Below are 18,968 nucleotides of genomic sequence, written 5' to 3'. Positions count from 1 at the left end.
GCCAGAAAGATGAGGAGAAGACGATGCCGAAGTTCATGTTGCTCCAGAACTACGAGGGCGGGGTCGGGTGCACGGTACCCATGAGCGACTGGGATCCGTCCGATATCAAAGCCCACATCCAGTTCCAGCACGATCTCAACGCCGAACTCGCCGCCAACGGTGAACTGGTCGATGCACAGGGGCTGGCCGGCCCCGAGGTCGCCAAGCGCGTCATCTTCGACGGCAGGGGCGTTCCCGTGGTGACGGACGGACCGTTCCCCGAAACCAAGGAACTGCTCGCGGGGTATCGCATGATCGATGTGGAGTCCGAAGCCCGTGCACTCGAGATCGCCGCGAAGGCCTCTGCCTCACCCGGACCTAACGGGGTGCCCATTTCGCAGCCGATCGAGGTTCGGCAGGTGATGGGCGCCCCCGACACCGACTTCTGAGAACACCTGCACGTGGAGATCGGAGCCGCACCCCTGGACCTGCTGCGCGAACTGGCGCCGCAGGTCCTCGGTGTGCTCGTCCGGCGTACCGGCGACTTCGACGCCTCCGAAGACGCCGTACAGGAGGCATTACTCGCGGCTGCGCAGCATTGGCCGCTCGACGGAGTGCCTGATAATCCCCGCGGTTGGCTGATCCAGACCGCCACCCGCAAGATGACCGATTCCATCCGGAGCGATATCGCCCGCCGCGCACGGGAGGAAGCGGTCGCCCGGCAGGCACGGCCCGACGTGGAGACCGTCGACACCGACGACACGCTGATTCTGCTCTTCATGTGCGCTCACCCGGCTCTGACGCCGGCGTCGGCCATAGCGTTGACCCTGCGTGCCGTCGGGGGTCTTACCACCGCCGAGATCGCCAACGCTTTCTTGGTCCCGGAATCGACCATGGCACAACGCATCAGCCGCGGAAAACAACGGATCACGACGTCGGGGATTCCCTTCCGGCGCCCGACGGGTAAAGAGTGGACGGAGCGGCTTCGTTCGGTCCTGCACGTGCTCTACCTCGTCTTCAACGAGGGATATGCCAGCAGCGTCGGGAACGACCTGCACCGGACCGAGCTATCTTCGGAGGCAATCCGCCTCACCCGCGCCGTCCACGCGATGCTGCCCGACGACGGCGAGGTGGGCGGTCTGCTGGCACTGATGTTGCTGACCGATGCCCGCCGCCCGGCGCGCACCGGCCCACGCGGTGAACTGATTCCGCTCGCCGAACAGGACCGGACTCTCTGGCAGACGGACTTGATCGCCGAAGGCCAGCGGGTGGTGATGGACGCCGTGGCCGGCGGGGCGGTGGGCCCGTACCAGCTTCAGGCGGGAATCGCGGCCGTTCACGACGACGCGAAACGGGTCGAGGACACTGACTGGGCGCAGATCCTCGCGCTGTACGGACTGCTCGTGCGCATGTCCGACAATCCGATGGTGCGACTGAACCGCGCCGTCGCCGCGGCCATGGTGCACGGTCCGGCCACGGGCCTGACGATGCTCGAAGAGCTCGACGGCCCACTCCGCGGGCACTACCGGCTCGACGCCGTCCGTGCGCATCTCCTCGACATGGCCGGGGACACCGAATCTGCGGTCACGCACTACCGCGCGGCGGCGCGCCGCACCACCAATGTCCCCGAACAGCAGTACCTCGCCGCACAGGTGGCCCGGCTCGGTACGGGGGACTGAACCGGGCCAGGAAATACCTCGTATCCGCATGCCGGTACTGCGTCCCGAGTCGGCTCGCCAGAATCACGGCGCGTGGGCACGATGGACGAATGCGCTCTGCCCAGCCCCTGTCGTCCTCGAAGGTCTCCGACTCCGAGTCTTCGCTGCTGCCCCGGATCTGGGCGCTGCTGCGGCCCTACCGGGGATGGCTCGCCCTGGTCGGCGCGGCGATCGTCGTGTCGGCCCTCCTCGGTGTCGTCCCACCGTTCCTCACCCGGGCAGTCTTCGATCGTGCGTTGTTCCCCACCGACGGCAGCGGCGTCCATCTGACGCTGCTGCTGTGGCTGGTCCTCGCGATGATCGCGGTGACATTGGTGAGTTCCCTCATCAGCGTCGGGCAGAGTTACCTCACCACCAAGGTCGGCAACCTGTCGATGGCAGACCTGCGCGAACGGCTCTTCGCGCACCTCGAAAAGATGGAACTGGCGTTCTTCACCTCCACCAAGACCGGATCGATCCAATCGCGACTGGCCAACGACGTCGGTGGGGTGCGCTCCGTGCTCACGTCCACGGCATCGAGCATCCTGTCCAACGCGGTCACGGTCGCCGCCTCCCTCATCGCGATGGTGTTGTTGTCCTGGCAGTTGACTCTTCTCGCAGTGGCACTGCTGCCCGGCTTCGTCTACCTCCAGCGCCGAGTGGGCGCCCGGCGGCGGGTGCTCGCACGAAAGACGCAGGAGTCGCTGTCGGACATGACCGCTATCACCGAGGAAGCACTGAGTGTCTCCGGTGTTCTCCTGACCAAGGTGTTCAATCAGTCCGAAGCCGAACTCGCGCGGTATCGCTCGGAGAATGCCCGGCAGACCGAGCTTCAGGTGCGCCAGGCCATGGCCGGCCAGGGGTTCTTCGCGGTGGTGGGCACGTTCATGGCCATCACGCCTGCCCTGGTGTATCTGCTTGCCGGCTACCTCATCAGCGACGGGTCCGGCCCGGCCATCTCCGCAGGGACCCTTGTCGCGTTCTCGACCCTGCAGGCCAGGCTGCTGCAGCCACTGGTGTCACTGATGCGGGTCACGCTCGACGTGCAGACGTCGATGGCGTTGTTCCGCCGCATCTTCGAGTACCTCGACCTGCAACCGGCGATCGTCGATCGCCCCGCCGCCGTCGAGCTTCCCGCAGACTCCCCGGGCAAGGTGGAACTCGACGACGTCCATTTCGCCTATCCCACCCCCGTGCGCCTGTCCACCGCCGACCCGGACCCGGTGGCACTGCGGAGCCTCGGACGCGGTGGAGGTGGTGGCGGGATGCGCGGTTTCTCGGCACCGCCGACGCGCACCCCCGTAGCAGCGGACGAGGGGCGGACCGAGCCGCGCCCTCGGCGCTGGGCGGTGGCCGGCACCTCTCTCGTGGTCGAGCCGGGGCAGCTGGCGGCCTTCGTCGGGCCGTCCGGCGCGGGCAAGACCACCCTCTGCTACCTGGTGCCACGGCTGTACGAAGTCGACCGCGGCGCGGTCCGCATCGACGGATTCGACGTACGCGACCTGACGATGAGTTCCCTTGCCGACGCGGTCGGGATGGTGACCCAGGACCCGTACCTGTTTCACGCGTCCATAGCCGACAACCTGCGGTACGCCAAGCCGGACGCGACAGACGCCGAACTGCACGACGCGGCCACCGCAGCCAACATCCACGACCGCATTCTCGCTTTCGACGACAGCTACGACACGCTGGTGGGTGAACGTGGCTTCCGGCTCTCCGGCGGCGAGAAGCAGCGTCTTGCCATCGCACGGGTGCTGCTGAAGAACCCCCGCGTTCTCATTCTCGACGAAGCCACATCGGCGCTCGACACCGTATCCGAGCGACTCGTCCAGCGAGCGCTCGCCGAGGTGATGCGTGGTCGGACCACACTCGCGATCGCGCACCGGCTCTCCACAATTGCGCATGCAGACGTCATCTTCGTGATCGACGAGGGCGAATTGGTCGAGCGCGGTACCCACGCCGAACTCCTTGCACGTCAAGGCCTTTACGCGAAGTTGCATGCCGAACAGTTCGGTGGCGGCCAGGTGGAATGCCGCTGCACCGACGGCGTCCGGTTCACGGACGGCACGGTGCTGGCGCCGAGCAGTAGCCGCGAATACTAGTCGCTACAAGAACTTGCTGAACTGGTCGTTGGCCTTCTGCATCACGAAGTCGTACGGCGGCGAAAACTTGCGGGCCCACCAGTACCCGAACCGAATGTCGGGCGACGTGTACACGAGATAACGGTTCTTCCTGATACCCGTGAGGATGCAGGAAGCTACCTTCTCCGGGCTCACCGCTCGTTTCTCGAAACGGTGGATCGCTTTCTCGATACGCGGGTCGTTCCGATCCACACCGGCGATCTCGACTGTCCCCACCAACGGGGTTTTCACAGCACCCGGAACCACGAGGCTCACCCCGATCCCGTGCCGTTTCAGGTCGAAACGCAGAACCTCGGATACCCCGCGGAGCCCGAATTTGCTTGCGCTGTAGGCCGCGTGCCACGGCAGAGCCAGCAGTCCTGCGGCAGATGACACGTTGACCAGGTGACCTCCGCGTCCTGCCCGCACCATCGGAGGGACGAAATTTTCGATGATGTGGATCGGCCCCATCAGGTTGACGTCGATCATCGACTTCCAGTGACGGTGCTCGAGGTTTTCTACCGTGCCCCACGCGGAGATTCCGGCGACATTCATCACGACGTCGAGGCTGCCGAACTGATCGTGAATGTCTGCGGCGAATGCCGTCACCGCGTCGTAGTCGGACACGTCGAGTGCTCGCGAGAAGCTGACCGTTCCGCCCTGATTGCCGACCTGCTCCACCGTCTGTGCCAAGCCGACCTCATTGATGTCGGTGAGGAAGAGTTCGGCGCCTTCCGCAGCGGCCGCCAACGCCGTAGCGTGCCCGATACCACTACCTGCACCTGTGATCAGGCACTTTCTGCCGTCCAGCGTCGTGATCGCCATTGCCGTGCGAGCCCCCGTCCTCACCGATGCGTGTCGGCTGGAAGTCTACGCACGCACGACGATTGCGCGCACGCCTCCGTAAGGGGGCATCGGGTCTGCACCACGGTGTCGACAGGGGTGAGCCGGCTCCATTCCCGAGCAGGCGCTCGCTACAACCGCTGCGCCATTTCTTCCTGATAGGTCCGGATCGTCCGCTCGATTCCGTTGGCGTCTTCTTCGCGTCCTCGATGCCGGGCGTCGTCGGCGCGCTCGCGCAGAACTCGAATCGCCTTCCGCAGCTCGGCGTCACTCATCCTGTGTTCCATATCACAATCATTCCCGACGACTCCCGGTTTAGCCAGGCATCGGGGACGTTCGCCGCAAGACCCCGAGGTAGGGCCGGTACAGCCGGTCGCGCGGGTTTCATCCAGCGACCGGCGGACCTTCCAGCGACCACACCGGGGACGTCCCGATCGCTGAGCCGTGGTGTGGCGGGCGGTGCGGATCCGCGTCCTTCGCAGTAGTGTTCACGGCGCCGCGGAGGCCGAGCGACTCGTCGGAGTTGCGATGCGCAACGCAACACAATGGCCCTGAACTGCGGATACAGGTCGGTCAATCGACCCTCGGAAGGAAGCAGAACGCTGCCAGCAAACTCCCAGCGATGGAACGAATCACCACGCGGTCGGCCAGATTGCGGCATTCGAAGAACAGGCCCCGTGGCGATCGAGTGCACGTTTCGCAATTGACGTTTCAACATGCACGCTGCTATGACTTGCACAGAGAGCACCCGGCTGAGTAGCCGCAAGTGACCGAACAGCAGGCAGTCATCGAGACCTGCATGGAGCTCACGAATGAGCACCGCCGCCACGTTTCAGCTCACTGTCTGCGAGTTATCGATCGGTTATCATCATGGTACTGTGTCGTTCACACGACTGACGCGCGCACGAGAGAGGACCCGGCGGCTCACAATGGCAGATTTTGCTGCGCGGTTGAACAAACTCTTCGACACGGTCCACCCTCCAGGACGTAAACCGCACACCAATGCAGAGGTGGCTTCGGCGCTCATTGCGGACGGGCACCAAATCTCGAAGCCCTACATTTCGCAGCTTCGCTCCGGGCAACGCACCAATCCGTCGGACGAGACCGTCGCAGCATTCGCACGCTTCTTCAAAGTCAAGCCCGAGTATTTCTTCAACGACATCTACGCGGCCAAGATCGATCACGACCTCGAACTTCTGTCCCAACTCCAGGGCTACGGACTACGCAAGCTGTCGAGCCGCGCATTCGACTTGTCCGAGGAATCGCAGAATCTCCTTACCACGATGGCCGAAAAACTCCGGGCCAGCGAAGGCCTGCCGGAAGTACCCCCGGACGCGTCCCGCTAGCACCGACTCGTTGCTTCGGTTGCGGAACATATTCGGGCACTGACCGATTCGCAACCAGCACCCGTCTGGCCGGCCTGCACCGGGAAATGCCGAGCCGGGGTGCCGAACGTCTTGGTCGGGCCCTGAGCCGCCCGGGGAATCCCACGCATGCCAGCCCCCGTTGGCGCATGATGGAGCAATGTCTGACAGACCGCAGCTCGGTCCCACGATCTTCGTACTCTTCGGCGCCACCGGAGACCTGTCCAAACGGATGGTGCTCCCTGCCTTCTTCCAGCTCGCCCGATCAGGCCTTCTCGGTTCGCAGTGGACGCTGATCGGAACCGGGCGGGGCACAGTCTCGGACGACAGCTTCCGGGCCCATGTGCGGGAGTCCCTCACCCAATTCGGCGGCGAGCACACCGACGAAGGCTGGGACGAGTTCGCGCAGCGACTGCGATTCGCCGGCGGCGGTTTCACCCCCGACGATCCGGGGACGCTGCCGAGCACGGTGCAGGACGCGCGCGAATCACTCGGCGTCCAGAACGCCCAACTCGTACATTATCTGGCTCTTCCCCCGAGCGCGTTCGCCGACACCACGCGCGCGCTCGGCGCGCACGAGCTGGCGCGTGGTTCCCGGGTGGTCTACGAAAAGCCGTTCGGTACCTCGCAATCCGCCTTCCGTGAACTCGACGCCGCAGTGCACGACGTGCTCGACGAGAAGCAGATCTATCGCATCGATCATTTCCTCGGCAAGGAGAGCACACAGAACCTGCACATTCTGCGATTCGCGAACGGGCTGATCGAGGGAGTCTGGAACCGCGAACACGTCGAGCAGGTCCAGATCGACGTGCCCGAAACCCTCGATATCGATGACCGTGCGCGCTTCTACGATGCCACCGGTGCGGTGCTCGACATGCTGGTCACCCACCTGTTCCAGGTTGCCGCCGAAATCGCGATGGAACCGCCACACAGCCTGGGTGCCGACGACCTTCAGTCCGCGCGCGAAACGGTGATCGGCGCGTTCCGCCCGCTCGACCCGGCCGAAGTGGTCCTCGGCCAGTATGAGGGATACCGCGACGTCGAGGGTGTCGCAGACGATTCGGAGACAGAAACTTTCGTCGCTGCACGGTTGTGGGTAGACACCGACCGCTGGCGGGGTGTGCCGTTCCTCCTCCGGACGGGCAAGATGATGGGCGTCGCGAAGCAACGTGTGAGCCTGGTGTTCCGGAGCCCGGACGGTCCGCTCACCGACATCCCACCCGACGGCGCAGTCCTGACGTTCGATTTGTCGGGGGACGGCGAGATCGACATGTCGATGGTGGTGAAGGAGCCCGGCCCCGACGACGAACTCTCGGTGGGCCACATGAGCCTGCCTCTCGACACGGTTCCGCTCGGCCATGCTTTGGCACCGTATTCGCGTCTCATACTCGATGTACTGCACGGCGACAGGTCGCTGTTCACCCGCCCGGACGGACTTGCCCACGTCTGGGATGTCGCTGACCCCTTGCTGAACAAACCGCCGAAGGTCACGTTGTATCCCGGGGGATCCATGGGACCGCCGGAGGCCGATAAGCTCGCGTCGCCGTGTGGATGGCTGGTCACCCGGTCGACCGATTGAATCGCCAAGGCAAGCCCTCCGAAACTGACGAGGAAACGCCATGGACAACGAAGAGATCGCACAGCGTATTCAGGCCCTCGTCGAGCAGGAGCACGAACTGCGGGCACAACTGCAGGCCAGCGAGTTGGGGCCCGAAGAGGAACGAGCGCGACTGGCCGCGTTGGAGACCTCTCTCGATCAGTGCTGGGATCTCCTGCGCCGGCGACGTGCCCGCCTCGACGCCGGACAGAACCCGGACGACGCCTCGGCGCGGCCGGCGTCCGAGGTCGAGGGCTACCAGCAGTAAACGGCGGCCCGCAGCGAGTCAGGGCACCGACTCCTTCGACGCCGGCTCGGTAACCGAGGCGGGCCGGGCCGTCTTACGGAGTTCTGCGTGTGCATCTGCGAGTTGCAGAACCCACCGGCGCGGCGACATCCCTTGCGGCGGAGCAATCCACTCGGTGTCGAGCACCTCGGAATTGGCTGGGTCGTCGATCCAGCGGGCCACAATCCTGGTGTGCTCGCTCGTGGACGCAGGAAGATTCTGTCGCGTCTCGAGCATGCCTGCCCCCGACTGCAGATAGAGCGCGTCCATGACGTGAGCGATCGAATCAGAGGCGCGCAGGACGGTGGTGCTGCCCGTGCCGTCGCCCTCCACGACTTCGGGGAAGCGGGTGACGAGCACGGCATGCAAGTCGCTCATCCGGCGGAGATCCCGGCGTGCACGCAGCCAGGTCTCCACCAGCACCCACACCGTGCCGGCCGAGACCACCACAGCGGCGCTCGTGTAGGCGGCCGAGGATCCGACGATCCACGTCTGCCCCGCAGCCTCCCGGACGAGTCCCGCGACCGCGGCGACGAGAACTATCGCCGATCCCACGACGACGAGCGCGATGCCACGTCCGAGCGGGGTCCACGCGACGTGCCAGATACCGGTGACCACCACCGACGCCAGCGCGAGCACGATGAACACCAAAGCTGGGACGGGGTGACCACTGGTGAGGGCAATTCCGATCAGGACCGCGACGGTGTAGATCACAGTAGCGACGGCGCGCAGGGCCCGGCGCGGCAAAATCGGCCAGACCGACACCGCACCTACGGCACTCGCTGCAGCGAAGAGGGTCCACGCCAATTCGAGCAGGGTCTCCGACAATCCAGCGGTCGATGCCAACGCGTCGAGACGCTCGGCAACATCCGGGACGGCAAACGTAGACGCGCACGCGGCGCTGGACACCGCGATCACCATCGCGATCCGAAGTGGCGTCGGCTGACGTGCGGCGACCCGGCCGGTGCGCGCACCCGCCGCGATCCAGACGACGAGCGCTATCACCCAGCCCATCAGCCGATCGCCTCGTCGTAGCGAAGCACCGACACCGGGGTTCCCCGGCCCTTCATCGTCCTGAGCTGCAAAAGCAACATGGACGCGAACGTCTCCGCCTCCCACTCGGCCACGTCCTCGGAAGCCTGATCGCCCCCACGCATTCGCGACCGCTGGCTGAGCATGTAGGCGATCAAGTCGTCGCCGACCTCGAGCGTTGCCGCGACGACCTCAGCACCCTCATGACGAAACACGATGTGCCCCAGTTCATGTGCAAGAGTGCGGTCGACGTCGGGAAGTCCCGGGGCGAGCACGATGACGTCCCGATCCGGGTAGGCACGCCGCTGACCACACACGCCCGGCGCCATCGGCGTGGTGTAGTCGAGTTCGATGGGACGCTGCCGTTCGCGGGCGACCGCGTCGACGACATCCTCGAGTGAGACGGCTTCGGCCCGGGCAGCGGCGTCACATACAGCATCCACGGCTGCTGCCACTCGTCGATGAGATCTGCTTCCTGCCACGACTACATCCCTCCCGTGGTTGCGGGCGGAAAGAACTCCGCCCGTGCGGCCGCGATGCGCGCCTGCTGTGCGCGTGCGCCCTTGAAGGTCAGTGCACCGGCCCCAGCCGCCCCGCACAGAAGAACTCCGATACCACCGAGGACGGCGATCGCGGGTAGTGGCTCACTGTGGACAACCGACGCGACTTCCGGCAGTGCGGCTTCTGGAACCGGTGCGGGCGCGGGGCGAATATCGCGTGGTACGTGCTCCTGCGGTCGCACGTCCACCGCAGTCGCCTCGTCGGGCAGGCTCGTTCCGCCGGATTCCCGCGGCGCGTCGGGCGCCGGAGCGGACTCGGGGCCTCCCGGCGGGGCACCAGGTCCGGGACCTGCCGGTCCGCTGGCCGGGGGTGTGTCCGCGCCGGCACCGTCGTCACCGTATTCGGGATCGCTCGACGTATCGGGGCGAGTGTTGTCGGTTACCGGACCGGACGGCAGGGTAACGAAAGGGGGAAAGACCACCTGCGGCACGGATGGAGTCGACGGCTCCGTGGTCACCGACGGCTCCGTGGTCACCGACGGCTCCGTGGTCACCGACGGCTCCGTGGTCACCGACGGCTCCGTGGTCTCCGACGGTTCCGTGGTCTCCGACGGTTCCTCTTCCTCGGAGTGATGGCCGCAGTCGTGGTATCCCTCGCACGGATGTGCTCCCACACCTGGGTGCGTCGACCCGCCACCGAGGTCCGGGTCTGCCGATGCCTGCGACGGGAACACGGAGAAAGTGCCCCATCCGAGAACGGCAAGAACAGCCAGCGCCATCCCTACCATGATGAGCTTCCGGATCACACGACGTACTGCCACTGCGCACCCCCTCGGTATCGAAACAACACCTCTGGCGGCGTCGAAGCTGCCATGGTATCGAGCGGGCCGCCTCGAGGTGCTGGTGGTGCCGGTGTCGGGGACCGGCACCACCAGCGGTGCCCGAGCCAGGTGGGACTCGGGCGGCTTTTCGCCGAGACCGAAGCACGCAGAGCGCGCGGTCGAGCGTCGGAGGTCGTTGCGGCGACGGGCTGGACGGGTTCCCGGGAAACGCGTCAGAGCGCCCCGGCGACCGACGCCTCACGGGGCTGCACAGCAGCGTTCGGGGCCGGCTGGACATCGGTGGCGGACGAGGTGCCGTTGCCCATGACCGCCGCCCCTGCGCTCACGGCGAGGGCTGCCGCCGCTCCGACCAGCGCAGCACGGGCAGCACCGGACGGACGTCCCACGTTCACAGTGCATTCACCAGCAACATCGTCGCGGCAATGGTTGCCACCACGGTTGCCGAGGCGAACATATCCGTAATTCTCTGCCGTGCTTGCATCTTCTGCACCCCGCCCAGTTGACCCCTCGATGACCTGCGAACAGTAGAACGTGCACAGTTATCTTTTGGCAACTTTTTTGGCCGGAACGTGACGCGACCCACCTCACACAGGCGCTCCCGACGCGAAAAGGCACTCCCCCCGACTGGAGAGAGTGCCTTTGCGATGGTGGAGCTGAGGGGAATCGAACCCCTGACCTCTTCGATGCGAACGAAGCGCGCTACCAACTGCGCCACAGCCCCTGATCCAAACCCTGCGATCTGCTCGGCAAACTCTAGCAGGCCACCCACACAGGGGGCGAATCGCCTATCCGAATGCGGCTTTCGGCTCCCAGTAGCGAACTACTCACCGGCAGCACGACGCATCGTTGCGTGCTGCATGGGCTCGTCGTCGAAGTGCTCGAGATGATCGAACTCGGGGTCCTCGTCATCCACCTCGAGCACGACTGCGCCGGGACGCCGCAGACGGGCCGGAATGAGGCGCAGTTCCTCGTCACTACGGGACTCGACACCCAGCCGAGAACGATTGAGGCGCGCGGTCCTACGCCGACGGATCTCCTGTTCGATCTGCACCTGACGGCGGAGATACGCGAGATAACCGACGAACCCGACGAGGCCGGCCGCGAAGATCCACCACATCACCGGGGCGATGATCAGCGCGAGCGCCGCAGACATGATGGTCCCGAACACGAGTCCGAGCACCGAGCGTTGGCGGAACGCGTACCGCGCCTCCCGCGCGATCGCATCGGCCTCGGGATCGAAGCCGCCACGTCCACGTCGCACCGGCACATACTCACCGACCGGTGCCCGGCCGGTGTCGAAATCGTCTTCGTCTGCGTGAGTATCCACAAGGTCCTCCGCGTCGTAGCCGTAGTGGTCCGGCTCCGGTTGCCAGTACGGGTCACTACGGTGCCCTGCCGCGGGACCGCGCTGCACGGGGCGCTCGTCACCGCGGTGCAGCACGCGCGTGGCGAGGGCGGCGTCACTGGTTTGCCGGATCCGGGGGCGGTTGTTGACCAGCATCGGAACCAGGACGAAGAGCCATACGACGACGAGCCCGATCCAGAGAAACGAGTTCGGCATACGGCAGCCTCCTCCCAATCGTCTACCAGCACGGATACCGCTGTTGACACACCCAGGCTAACCGCATGGACTCACACATCTTCGCAGACGCGCCGATCTCACCATACTCAGGTGTCACACGCGTAACGCGGAAATGTGGCGCTCGACATGCTCGAAAGAGAGGCGCTCCCCGCGCTCCGCCGTGAGTGCCCGAAACGGCTACCTCGTCCGGCAACGTTTGATACCGTCAGATAACTGCTGTGTAGCTGGACGATCGTCCAGACGCCGTTGTGGCTCTCACGCCCAGGTCGCTTTGCCGCTGCGGACCAGAGAATCGGCGACAGTTCCCAGTACGTCCTCGACCGTCATCCCTACGAGGATGTGGTCGCGCCACTGGCCGTCGACGTCGAGGTACCTCTCGAGCAGACCCTCTTCACGGAAACCGACATTGCGGAGCACAGCCTGGCTCGCCAGGTTTTCCGGGCGCACGGTGGCCTCGACGCGGTGCAGACCGACCGGACCGAACGCGTGATCGAGCCCCAGGGCAAGGGCACCCGTGGCGACTCCGAGTCCGTTGACATCGCTGGCCACCCAGTATCCGATCCACGCCGAACGCAACGCGCCCCGAACTATATTGCCGATCGTGATCTGCCCGCAGAAGTTTCCGTCGAGTTCGATCGCCATCGGCAACATGCGACCCTTCCGCGCTTCGGAGCGCAGGCTGCTGCACAGTCCCGGCCACCCCGAAATGTGGTGACGCGCATCCCAGGGCGCCTCCCCCGTCGGTTCCCACGGCTCGAGATGCTCCCGGTCACGAATGCGCAGTCGGCTCCACGCGGCGGCGTCGCGCAGTCTGATGGCGCGCACGGTCACCACTCCGCCGTGGACGCGGAGAGGGCCGAGGTGCGGAGGCCAGCCCGGATGCTGTGTCATCCCCGTTGCGCCAGGAACGCCACGTCCACCTGGTCACCGGTACGCACCTCGGTGACCTCCGGATCGATCAGCACGAGGCAGTTGGCTTCGGCGAGCGTGGCGAGAAGATGCGAGGACGCACCGGGCGCGCCGCCGAGCGCTTGAACGAGGTATTCACCGGTGGCTTCGTCGCGCATGAGCTGGCCCCGCAGAAATCCCTTGCGGTCTTCGATCGACGTGATGGGTGCAACGGTGCGGGCGGTGACGACACGGCGCATCGGCTGCCGACGCCCCAGCGCGATCCGGATCAGGGGACGGACCATCACCTCGAAGACCACCAGCGCACTCACCGGGTTCGACGGAAGAAGGAACGTCGGGACCTCGTCGCGGCCGAGCTGGCCGAATCCCTGCACCGACCCGGGATGCATCGCGACCCGGTCGACTTCGAGATTTCCGAGGTCGGCGAGCGCGTCGCGGACATCCTCGGAAGCCCCTCCCCCGACCGCACCCGCAATCACCACGATCTCGGAGCGAATCAACTGCCCCTCGACCACCTCGCGCAGGCGCCGTGCGTCGGCGCTGGCGATCCCGACTCGATTGACGTCGGCACCGGCATCACGGGCGGCGGCGGCGAGCGCATAAGAGTTCACGTCGTACACCTGACCGGGTCCGGGCGTGCGGTCGACGTCGACGAGTTCGCCGCCCACGGAAATCACGGACAACCGGGGCCGTGGGTGCACCAGCACCTTGTCTCGGCCCACAGCCGCGAGCAGTCCCACCTGGGCCGCTCCGATAATCGTGCCCGCCCGGACGGCGACGTCTCCCGGCTGGACGTCGTCGCCCGCACGACGCACATAGTCGCCGGAGCGCACCGGTTTGTAGATTTTGACGCGCGCGCGGCCGCTGTCCGTACGGTCGAGAGGCAGCACTGCATCGGCGAGGGTCGGGAGCGGGGCCCCCGTGTCCACCTTGACCGCCTGCCGGGGCTGGAGACGGATGGGCTGCCGGGAGCCGGCCGACACTTCCCCCACGACGGGAAGCGTCAGCTCGACGGGGGCACCGTCGTCATCACGGAGGTCGGTGCCGGCAGCCTGAACATCGACGCTACGAACGGCGTACCCGTCGATAGCGGCCTGGTCGAAACCCGGGAGCGGACGTTCGGTGACCACTTCCTCGGCACACAGCAGTCCCTGCGCTTCGGAGATCGCTACCCGGACCGGCCGCGGCGCCACCGCAGCCGCGGTCACGATGGTCTGTTGCTCCTCGACCGACCGCATGTACTTCGTGCCTCCCGAGCCTCTAGGAATCCGCCCGCTTCAATCGGTCGGTCAGCCATTCACGCAGCGACGGGCCGTACTCGTCACTGTTCAACGCAAAGTCAACAGCAGCGCGGATGTACCCGCCGGGATTTCCGAGGTCGTGTCTCGTTCCGCGGTGCACGACCACGTGAACGGGATGGCCGTCCTTGATGAGGAGGGCGATGGCGTCGGTGAGCTGCAGCTCGCCGCCCGCTCCCGGCTCGATCCGGCGCAGGGCTTCGAAGATCGACCGGTCGAGGATGTAGCGACCGGCAGCGGCGAAGGTCGAGGGTGCGTCCTCGATGGCTGGCTTCTCCACCATGCCGGTGACCTTCAGGACGTCCGGGTTGACGGCGTCGGGCACCGTTTCGACCTCGAAGACGCCGTAGGAGCTCACCTGGTCCTTGGGCACATCGATCGCACAGAGGACGGTGCCGCCGCGCTTCTGACGCACCCGGGCCATCGTTTCCAGTACGCCCCGGGGCATCACCAGATCGTCGGGCAGGAGCACCGCGATGGCGTCTTCGTCGTCGTCGAGAACCGACTCTGCACAGCTGACGGCGTGACCGAGCCCAAGCGGCTGATCCTGGACGACCGACTCCACTTCGAGGAGGCCGGGAGCCTTCCGGACCTTCTCGAGCAGGTGATACTTGCCGCTCTCCTTCAGCTTGCTCTCGAGGACGAGATCCTCGACGAAGTGGGCAACCACACCGTCCTTGCCCGGCGAAGTCACAATGACGAGGCGTCCGGCCCCGGAATCAGCGGCTTCACCGGCTACGAGCTCGATACCCGGGGTGTCGACCACCGGGAGCAGCTCTTTCGGCACGGTCTTGGTCGCGGGCAGGAATCGCGTACCCATTCCTGCTGCGGGCACGACCGCCGTGCGAAAGGCGCTGTTGGTGTGCGGAACGGCATCTGTCATGCCCCACACCATAACTGTGTGGAGCTACTCGTCAGTCACCAAGCGGCTGACAATCGCCTCGGAGAACCCGTCGAGAATGCCTGTTCGGGTGGTCCTAGGGTGGTCTCATGCAGGCGCGAAGCAAGACCGAGTGGCGGCAACAGGTACTTTCCCGCCGGCGCGCACTGGACGCGGGCGTGCGTGCGGCCGAGGATCGTGCACTCGCCGAACTGGTCACAGCCGGTGTGGTGACCGGCTCGGTGGCCTGCGCATATGTCCCCACTGCGCTCGAGCCGGGGTCGGTGGATCTACTCGACGCCCTCGCAGGCATCGTTCGACGCGTACTCGTCCCCGTCACCCGCGGTCCCGGCCCACTGTTCTGGTCCGAATACACCGGTGCCGGACAGCTGGCCGATGCGCCGTACGGCCTGCGTGAGCCGACGGGAACCGTCTTCGGTCCCGAAGAGATCCGGTCGGCCGGGATCGTGTTCGTTCCCGCTCTTGCAGTCGACCGGCGGGGCGTGCGTCTCGGGCGCGGAGCCGGTTTCTACGACCGGACGCTCGGGCTTGCGGCGCAGGATGCTCGCCTGGTCACCGTGGTCCGCGACGAAGAACTGGTGGCCGAACTACCTGAAGATGCCCATGACGTGCGGATGGGCTGGGCCCTGACACCCGGGTCCGGACTCGTCCGCCTCGGCGACCAGGCCTGCTCCAGCCCCGGCGAGAATGCCGCGGAATAAGGGGCTGATTAGCGTTGTTGGCACTGTCGACTGTAGAGTGCTAACACCTGCGGTTTGACTACACAGTGCGGAGGAGCCCCAGTGCCCACTTATTCATACGCGTGCACGGAATGCGATAACCGCTTCGACATCGTTCAGTCGTTCAGTGACAATTCGCTGACCGTCTGCCCCGCATGCTCGGGCAAGCTTCGCAAGCTGTTCAACTCCGTCGGGATCGTCTTCAAGGGCAGCGGTTTCTACCGCACCGACAGCCGCGGTTCCTCGGGGGCTGCCAGCGAGCCCGCCAAGACCGAGTCCGCGCCCGCCGCGAAGGCGGAAAGTTCGTCCAAGGCTTCCTCGAGCTCGACGAGCTCCACCACTGCCGCACCGGCCAAGGCTGCAGCCAGCTAGTTTCACCGCAGCGCCTCGTTATCCACAACCTCTCGCCCATCCACAGGTGGGCCGCTCGATGCCCGGATCAGGCCGGGTGGGGTCCTAGCGTCGAACCATGTCACGCACCCCCGCCCGGAACCGAGCCACCCGGGCACACCGAAGTCTCGGTCCTTCCTGGGTCGACCGCCTGTCCGAGCTCACCCACCCGAATTGGGCCCGCACCCTCGTCGCACGACGCGTAGCCGCAGCCGCCCTGACGTGCCTTGCCGTGGCGCTCTTCGTCCGCGGCGACCCCGACTCCGCTCGCTCCCCCGTCGTGGTCGCTGCACGTGATCTACAACCGGGACGAATTCTCGCCGACACAGATCTAGAAGTACGGGAGTTCGAGGCAGGAAGCCTTCCCGACGGAGCAGTCACAGCAGTTTCGGACATCAGCGGGCGCACCCTCGCCGGCCCCACACGCGCCGGCGAGACCCTGACGGACGTGCGCGTGCCGGGACCACGCCTGGCAGCGACGGCAGCTGGCATCGAGGACGCCCGCATCGTCCCCGTTCGCCTGGCCGATCCCGTGGTGGCGGAACTGCTGCGAGAGGGTGATCGCGTCGACGTCCTCACTGTCGACGCCGACGCGCCACCACACTCCGGGCGGCAGCAGGGCGCAACCGTGTTGGCCTCCGATGCCGTCGTCGTACTGGTGACTCCCTCGGCGAACGGCCGTGACCAGCGCGATCGGGTGGTGATGCTGGCCCTGCCGGCAACGGAGGCCACCACCGTGGCCGCCGCGTCGCTCACCAGTGCGATCACCGTGACATTCCAGTGACCTGTCCCCATTGCCGCCTCTGATCTAGGCTTTTGCGCGAGATAGTGCTGGATGACGTGCCACCCACCGGAGGAGACATCGACATGCTCAAAGGATTCAAGGACTTCCTGCTTCGGGGGAACGTCCTCGACCTCGCCGTCGCAGTAGTAGTCGGAGCCGCGTTCACCGCCATTGTGACCTCGTTCACCAACAACGTGATCAACCCACTCATCGCGGTCGCCGGCGGTGCCAACGATCTGGGGTGGGGCTACCAGGTTCTTTCGAACAACCCGGCGACCTTCATCAATGTCGGGGCGGTGATCACAGCCGTCATCAACTTCGTCATCATCGCGGCGGTGGTCTATTTCATCCTCATCGTTCCCGCCAACGCTGCGAAGAAGCGGTTCATCACCGAACCGGCCGACAAGAAGGCGAGCGAGGCCGACCTGCTGATCCAGATTCGCGACATCCTCGAGGCGAGTCTCGAAACCGAATCCTCGGGAACCACTGCAGGCGGCGCGCATTCCATGCCTGCTGACAAGGCTGCCAACCTGGAGCAGACGCGCCAATAGGTTCCGGATATCACACGACCTCGGGCCCGCGCACAGTCCAGTGCACGGGCCCGAGGTTTTGCGCGTCAGAACAGATCAGCCGAGGCTGAAGGGCTGTCCCCACAGGGTGACAGTGCCGTCGACAGAGTCGGTCGAGACGGAAACCTTCGCGTAGGAACGAGCCTGCGCGTAACCGGCGCAACCGGACACACCGAACGTCTCGTCCGCGTAGGTGAACCCACCGCTGTTGCCCTTGAACTTGAAGCTGCTCTTGTGCGCCTCGGCGCCATAGTCATCGGTGTACTCGATGTCGAGGATCGGCACGTTCTTCGCCTCACCGGGAGCGATGGAGAGACCGCCACCGACATTCGTTCCACCCTGATCAACTGCCGGGGTCCCACCGTTACCCAAGTGATCCCACGTGTTGACGTCGTCATCACTCGCCACCTCGCCGCCGGCCTCGCCGCCGAAGTCGAGTTGGCACGCCACGATGTAACCGGCATCGATGGTGCCACCCTTGGCGGTGCCACCGTTGATCGACACATCGATCGTGCCCGAAGCCCACACGTTGCGGTGCAACGGAGTCGAACCCATCGACGGGCTGATGTTCGCGCTGTTACCGGTCTGACGCACGGTCACCACAGTGCCGTCGAGCAGCGTCTGCGTGATCTCGCCGTCCTGCAACGGAACGAAGGTATCGGCATTGGCCGCACCGGTGGAAAGGAGGCCGATCGCGACGGTGGCCGCGGCGACCACGCCGGCAGCCTTGGCGCCGGAGCGCAGGGTCTTGCTGTTCATGGTTCCCCTCTAGGGTTACTGATCGCTTACGCGAGAGTCGTGAATGGAATCGATCGGGAGCGGCAATCAGCCGATGCTGAACGGCTGCCCGTAGAGGGTCGTCTTGACGTAGTGGTTACCCGGAACCTCCACCACGGTGTACGCCCGAGCCTGTGCGTATCCACCGCAACCCTGAACCTCGATCTGCTGATCGCGGTACTGAATCGCCGACACACCCGGCTTCAGGTCTTCCTTCGTCCTGATCTTCGCGAACTTCACCTCGCCCGGAGCGACAGGCAGACTCAGCGCGCCACTCGCGCTCGGCCCGGACAGCGACATGCTGCCACTGATTCCAGCCTCGAGACCGGTGATGTCGAGCTGGCAACCCACGATGTAACCCGTGGTCAGCGTCGCACCCTCCTCGGGAATCTCCCCACCGAGCTCGGCGAACACATCACCCGACACCCACGCGACACGGCCCGCACCATTAGCGGCCAGCGACGGAGAAACCAAAGCACTCTCCGCATTACGGGCGACCTTCGCGCTCACACCACCGGCGTTCACGACCTTCTCACCACCCGGCAGCGGCACAAAGGTGTCCGCATTCGCAGCACCCGTCGACATCAGGCCGAGCACAACAGCCGCAGCGGCACCCAGGCCGGCAACGCGGGCTCCACGGCGCAGACCGGTCTTTCGGTTCTCGCTCATTCGTTCCCCTCATCAGGTACCGCCCAACCGTCTTTCGGTTAGGCAGTAATTACCTCGTGACGGAATAAAGTTAGCGGAAACAACATCAAAATGTGATGTCTACGTGTCCT

22 protein-coding genes and 1 tRNA gene are annotated in these 18,968 nt (G+C 65.5%); 10 read left to right on the top strand and 13 right to left on the bottom strand.

Going from position 1 to position 18,968, the window contains the following annotated elements:
• The first annotated feature begins 23 nt into the window (after positions 1–23).
• The 3 genes from NOF53_RS03495 to NOF53_RS03485 all read left to right on the top strand — a co-directional run bounded on the left by NOF53_RS03495 (position 24) and on the right by NOF53_RS03485 (position 3,778).
• Positions 24–428, top strand: coding sequence for a YciI family protein (locus NOF53_RS03495; protein ID WP_255965589.1), 405 nt, complete (start codon positions 24–26; stop codon positions 426–428).
• A 12-nt stretch (positions 429–440) separates the two neighbouring features.
• Positions 441–1,658: an RNA polymerase sigma factor gene (locus NOF53_RS03490; protein WP_255965587.1), complete on the top strand. Its 1,218-nt coding sequence runs from the start codon at positions 441–443 to the stop codon at positions 1,656–1,658.
• Between the two features lie 89 nt (positions 1,659–1,747).
• A complete protein-coding gene (locus NOF53_RS03485; RefSeq protein ID WP_255965585.1) occupies positions 1,748–3,778 on the top strand; it encodes an ABC transporter ATP-binding protein in 2,031 nt (676 codons plus the stop codon).
• A 3-nt stretch (positions 3,779–3,781) separates the two neighbouring features.
• Here NOF53_RS03485 and NOF53_RS03480 read toward each other — a convergent pair whose 3' ends face one another.
• Both NOF53_RS03480 and NOF53_RS03475 read right to left on the bottom strand, forming a co-directional pair.
• Positions 3,782–4,621, bottom strand: a complete 840-nt coding sequence (locus NOF53_RS03480) for an SDR family oxidoreductase (RefSeq protein WP_255965583.1) — start codon at positions 4,619–4,621, stop codon at positions 3,782–3,784.
• 149 nt (positions 4,622–4,770) lie between these two features.
• Positions 4,771–4,914, bottom strand: coding sequence for a hypothetical protein (locus tag NOF53_RS03475; RefSeq protein WP_201453670.1), 144 nt, complete (start codon positions 4,912–4,914; stop codon positions 4,771–4,773).
• 654 nt (positions 4,915–5,568) lie between these two features.
• On the opposite strand from NOF53_RS03475, the gene NOF53_RS03470 reads away from it, so the two are divergent.
• From NOF53_RS03470 to NOF53_RS03460, 3 genes are all read left to right on the top strand, one after another.
• The gene (locus NOF53_RS03470; RefSeq protein WP_109332570.1) at positions 5,569–5,985 is read left to right on the top strand and encodes a helix-turn-helix domain-containing protein; all 417 of its coding nucleotides are present in this window, start codon (positions 5,569–5,571) and stop codon (positions 5,983–5,985) included.
• A 178-nt stretch (positions 5,986–6,163) separates the two neighbouring features.
• A complete protein-coding gene (locus NOF53_RS03465) occupies positions 6,164–7,582 on the top strand; it encodes a glucose-6-phosphate dehydrogenase (RefSeq protein WP_255965580.1) in 1,419 nt (472 codons plus the stop codon).
• A 40-nt stretch (positions 7,583–7,622) separates the two neighbouring features.
• The gene (locus NOF53_RS03460) at positions 7,623–7,868 is read left to right on the top strand and encodes a DUF2630 family protein (protein ID WP_255965578.1); all 246 of its coding nucleotides are present in this window, start codon (positions 7,623–7,625) and stop codon (positions 7,866–7,868) included.
• 18 nt (positions 7,869–7,886) lie between these two features.
• On the opposite strand, the gene NOF53_RS03455 is transcribed toward NOF53_RS03460, so the two are convergent.
• The 9 genes from NOF53_RS03455 to NOF53_RS03415 all read right to left on the bottom strand — a co-directional run bounded on the left by NOF53_RS03455 (position 7,887) and on the right by NOF53_RS03415 (position 14,932).
• Entirely contained in the window at positions 7,887–8,900 is a 1,014-nt protein-coding gene (locus NOF53_RS03455) for a hypothetical protein (RefSeq protein WP_255965576.1), read from the bottom strand.
• Complete coding sequence (locus NOF53_RS03450; protein ID WP_255965575.1) at positions 8,900–9,400, bottom strand: ImmA/IrrE family metallo-endopeptidase; 501 nt, start codon at positions 9,398–9,400, stop codon at positions 8,900–8,902. Before NOF53_RS03450 ends, NOF53_RS03455 begins: the two co-directional genes overlap by 1 nt.
• A gap of 2 nt (positions 9,401–9,402) precedes the next feature.
• Positions 9,403–10,239, bottom strand: coding sequence for a cell surface protein (locus NOF53_RS03445; protein ID WP_255965573.1), 837 nt, complete (start codon positions 10,237–10,239; stop codon positions 9,403–9,405).
• 233 nt (positions 10,240–10,472) lie between these two features.
• Complete coding sequence (locus NOF53_RS03440; protein ID WP_255965571.1) at positions 10,473–10,646, bottom strand: hypothetical protein; 174 nt, start codon at positions 10,644–10,646, stop codon at positions 10,473–10,475.
• 259 nt (positions 10,647–10,905) lie between these two features.
• A tRNA-Ala gene (locus NOF53_RS03435) sits at positions 10,906–10,981 on the bottom strand.
• A 99-nt stretch (positions 10,982–11,080) separates the two neighbouring features.
• Positions 11,081–11,821 carry a divisome protein SepX/GlpR gene (sepX, locus tag NOF53_RS03430; RefSeq protein WP_255965570.1) on the bottom strand — a complete coding sequence of 247 codons (741 nt, stop codon included), beginning with the start codon at positions 11,819–11,821 and terminating at the stop codon, positions 11,081–11,083.
• A 276-nt stretch (positions 11,822–12,097) separates the two neighbouring features.
• Positions 12,098–12,733 carry a GNAT family N-acetyltransferase gene (locus NOF53_RS03425; protein ID WP_255965568.1) on the bottom strand — a complete coding sequence of 212 codons (636 nt, stop codon included), beginning with the start codon at positions 12,731–12,733 and terminating at the stop codon, positions 12,098–12,100.
• Positions 12,730–13,989 (bottom strand): molybdotransferase-like divisome protein Glp, encoded by a 1,260-nt coding sequence (gene glp / locus NOF53_RS03420; protein WP_109332586.1) that lies wholly within the window; start codon positions 13,987–13,989, stop codon positions 12,730–12,732. The genes NOF53_RS03425 and glp overlap by 4 nt, the downstream gene beginning before the upstream one ends.
• Before the next feature lie 22 nt (positions 13,990–14,011).
• Positions 14,012–14,932 (bottom strand): UTP--glucose-1-phosphate uridylyltransferase, encoded by a 921-nt coding sequence (locus NOF53_RS03415; protein ID WP_255965565.1) that lies wholly within the window; start codon positions 14,930–14,932, stop codon positions 14,012–14,014.
• 107 nt (positions 14,933–15,039) lie between these two features.
• Here NOF53_RS03415 and NOF53_RS03410 point away from each other — a divergent pair, with 107 nt between their 5' ends.
• From NOF53_RS03410 to mscL, 4 genes are all read left to right on the top strand, one after another.
• The gene (locus NOF53_RS03410) at positions 15,040–15,651 is read left to right on the top strand and encodes a 5-formyltetrahydrofolate cyclo-ligase (RefSeq protein ID WP_255965563.1); all 612 of its coding nucleotides are present in this window, start codon (positions 15,040–15,042) and stop codon (positions 15,649–15,651) included.
• Between the two features lie 81 nt (positions 15,652–15,732).
• A complete protein-coding gene (locus tag NOF53_RS03405; protein ID WP_255965562.1) occupies positions 15,733–16,041 on the top strand; it encodes an FmdB family zinc ribbon protein in 309 nt (102 codons plus the stop codon).
• 97 nt (positions 16,042–16,138) lie between these two features.
• Entirely contained in the window at positions 16,139–16,843 is a 705-nt protein-coding gene (locus NOF53_RS03400) for an SAF domain-containing protein (protein ID WP_255965560.1), read from the top strand.
• 83 nt (positions 16,844–16,926) lie between these two features.
• Positions 16,927–17,394: a large conductance mechanosensitive channel protein MscL gene (gene mscL / locus NOF53_RS03395; RefSeq protein ID WP_255965559.1), complete on the top strand. Its 468-nt coding sequence runs from the start codon at positions 16,927–16,929 to the stop codon at positions 17,392–17,394.
• Between the two features lie 75 nt (positions 17,395–17,469).
• Here the strand turns inward: mscL and NOF53_RS03390 are convergent, their stop codons facing one another.
• Positions 17,470–18,171, bottom strand: coding sequence for an MspA family porin (locus tag NOF53_RS03390; RefSeq protein ID WP_255965558.1), 702 nt, complete (start codon positions 18,169–18,171; stop codon positions 17,470–17,472).
• Between the two features lie 66 nt (positions 18,172–18,237).
• Positions 18,238–18,858: an MspA family porin gene (locus tag NOF53_RS03385; protein ID WP_255965557.1), complete on the bottom strand. Its 621-nt coding sequence runs from the start codon at positions 18,856–18,858 to the stop codon at positions 18,238–18,240.
• Positions 18,859–18,968: the final 110 nt, after the last annotated feature.

The organism is Rhodococcus tibetensis (assembly GCF_024438035.1).
GTDB classification, from domain to species: domain Bacteria; phylum Actinomycetota; class Actinomycetes; order Mycobacteriales; family Mycobacteriaceae; genus Rhodococcus_F; species Rhodococcus_F tibetensis.
This window is presented reverse-complemented; position numbering and strand designations above follow the sequence as displayed.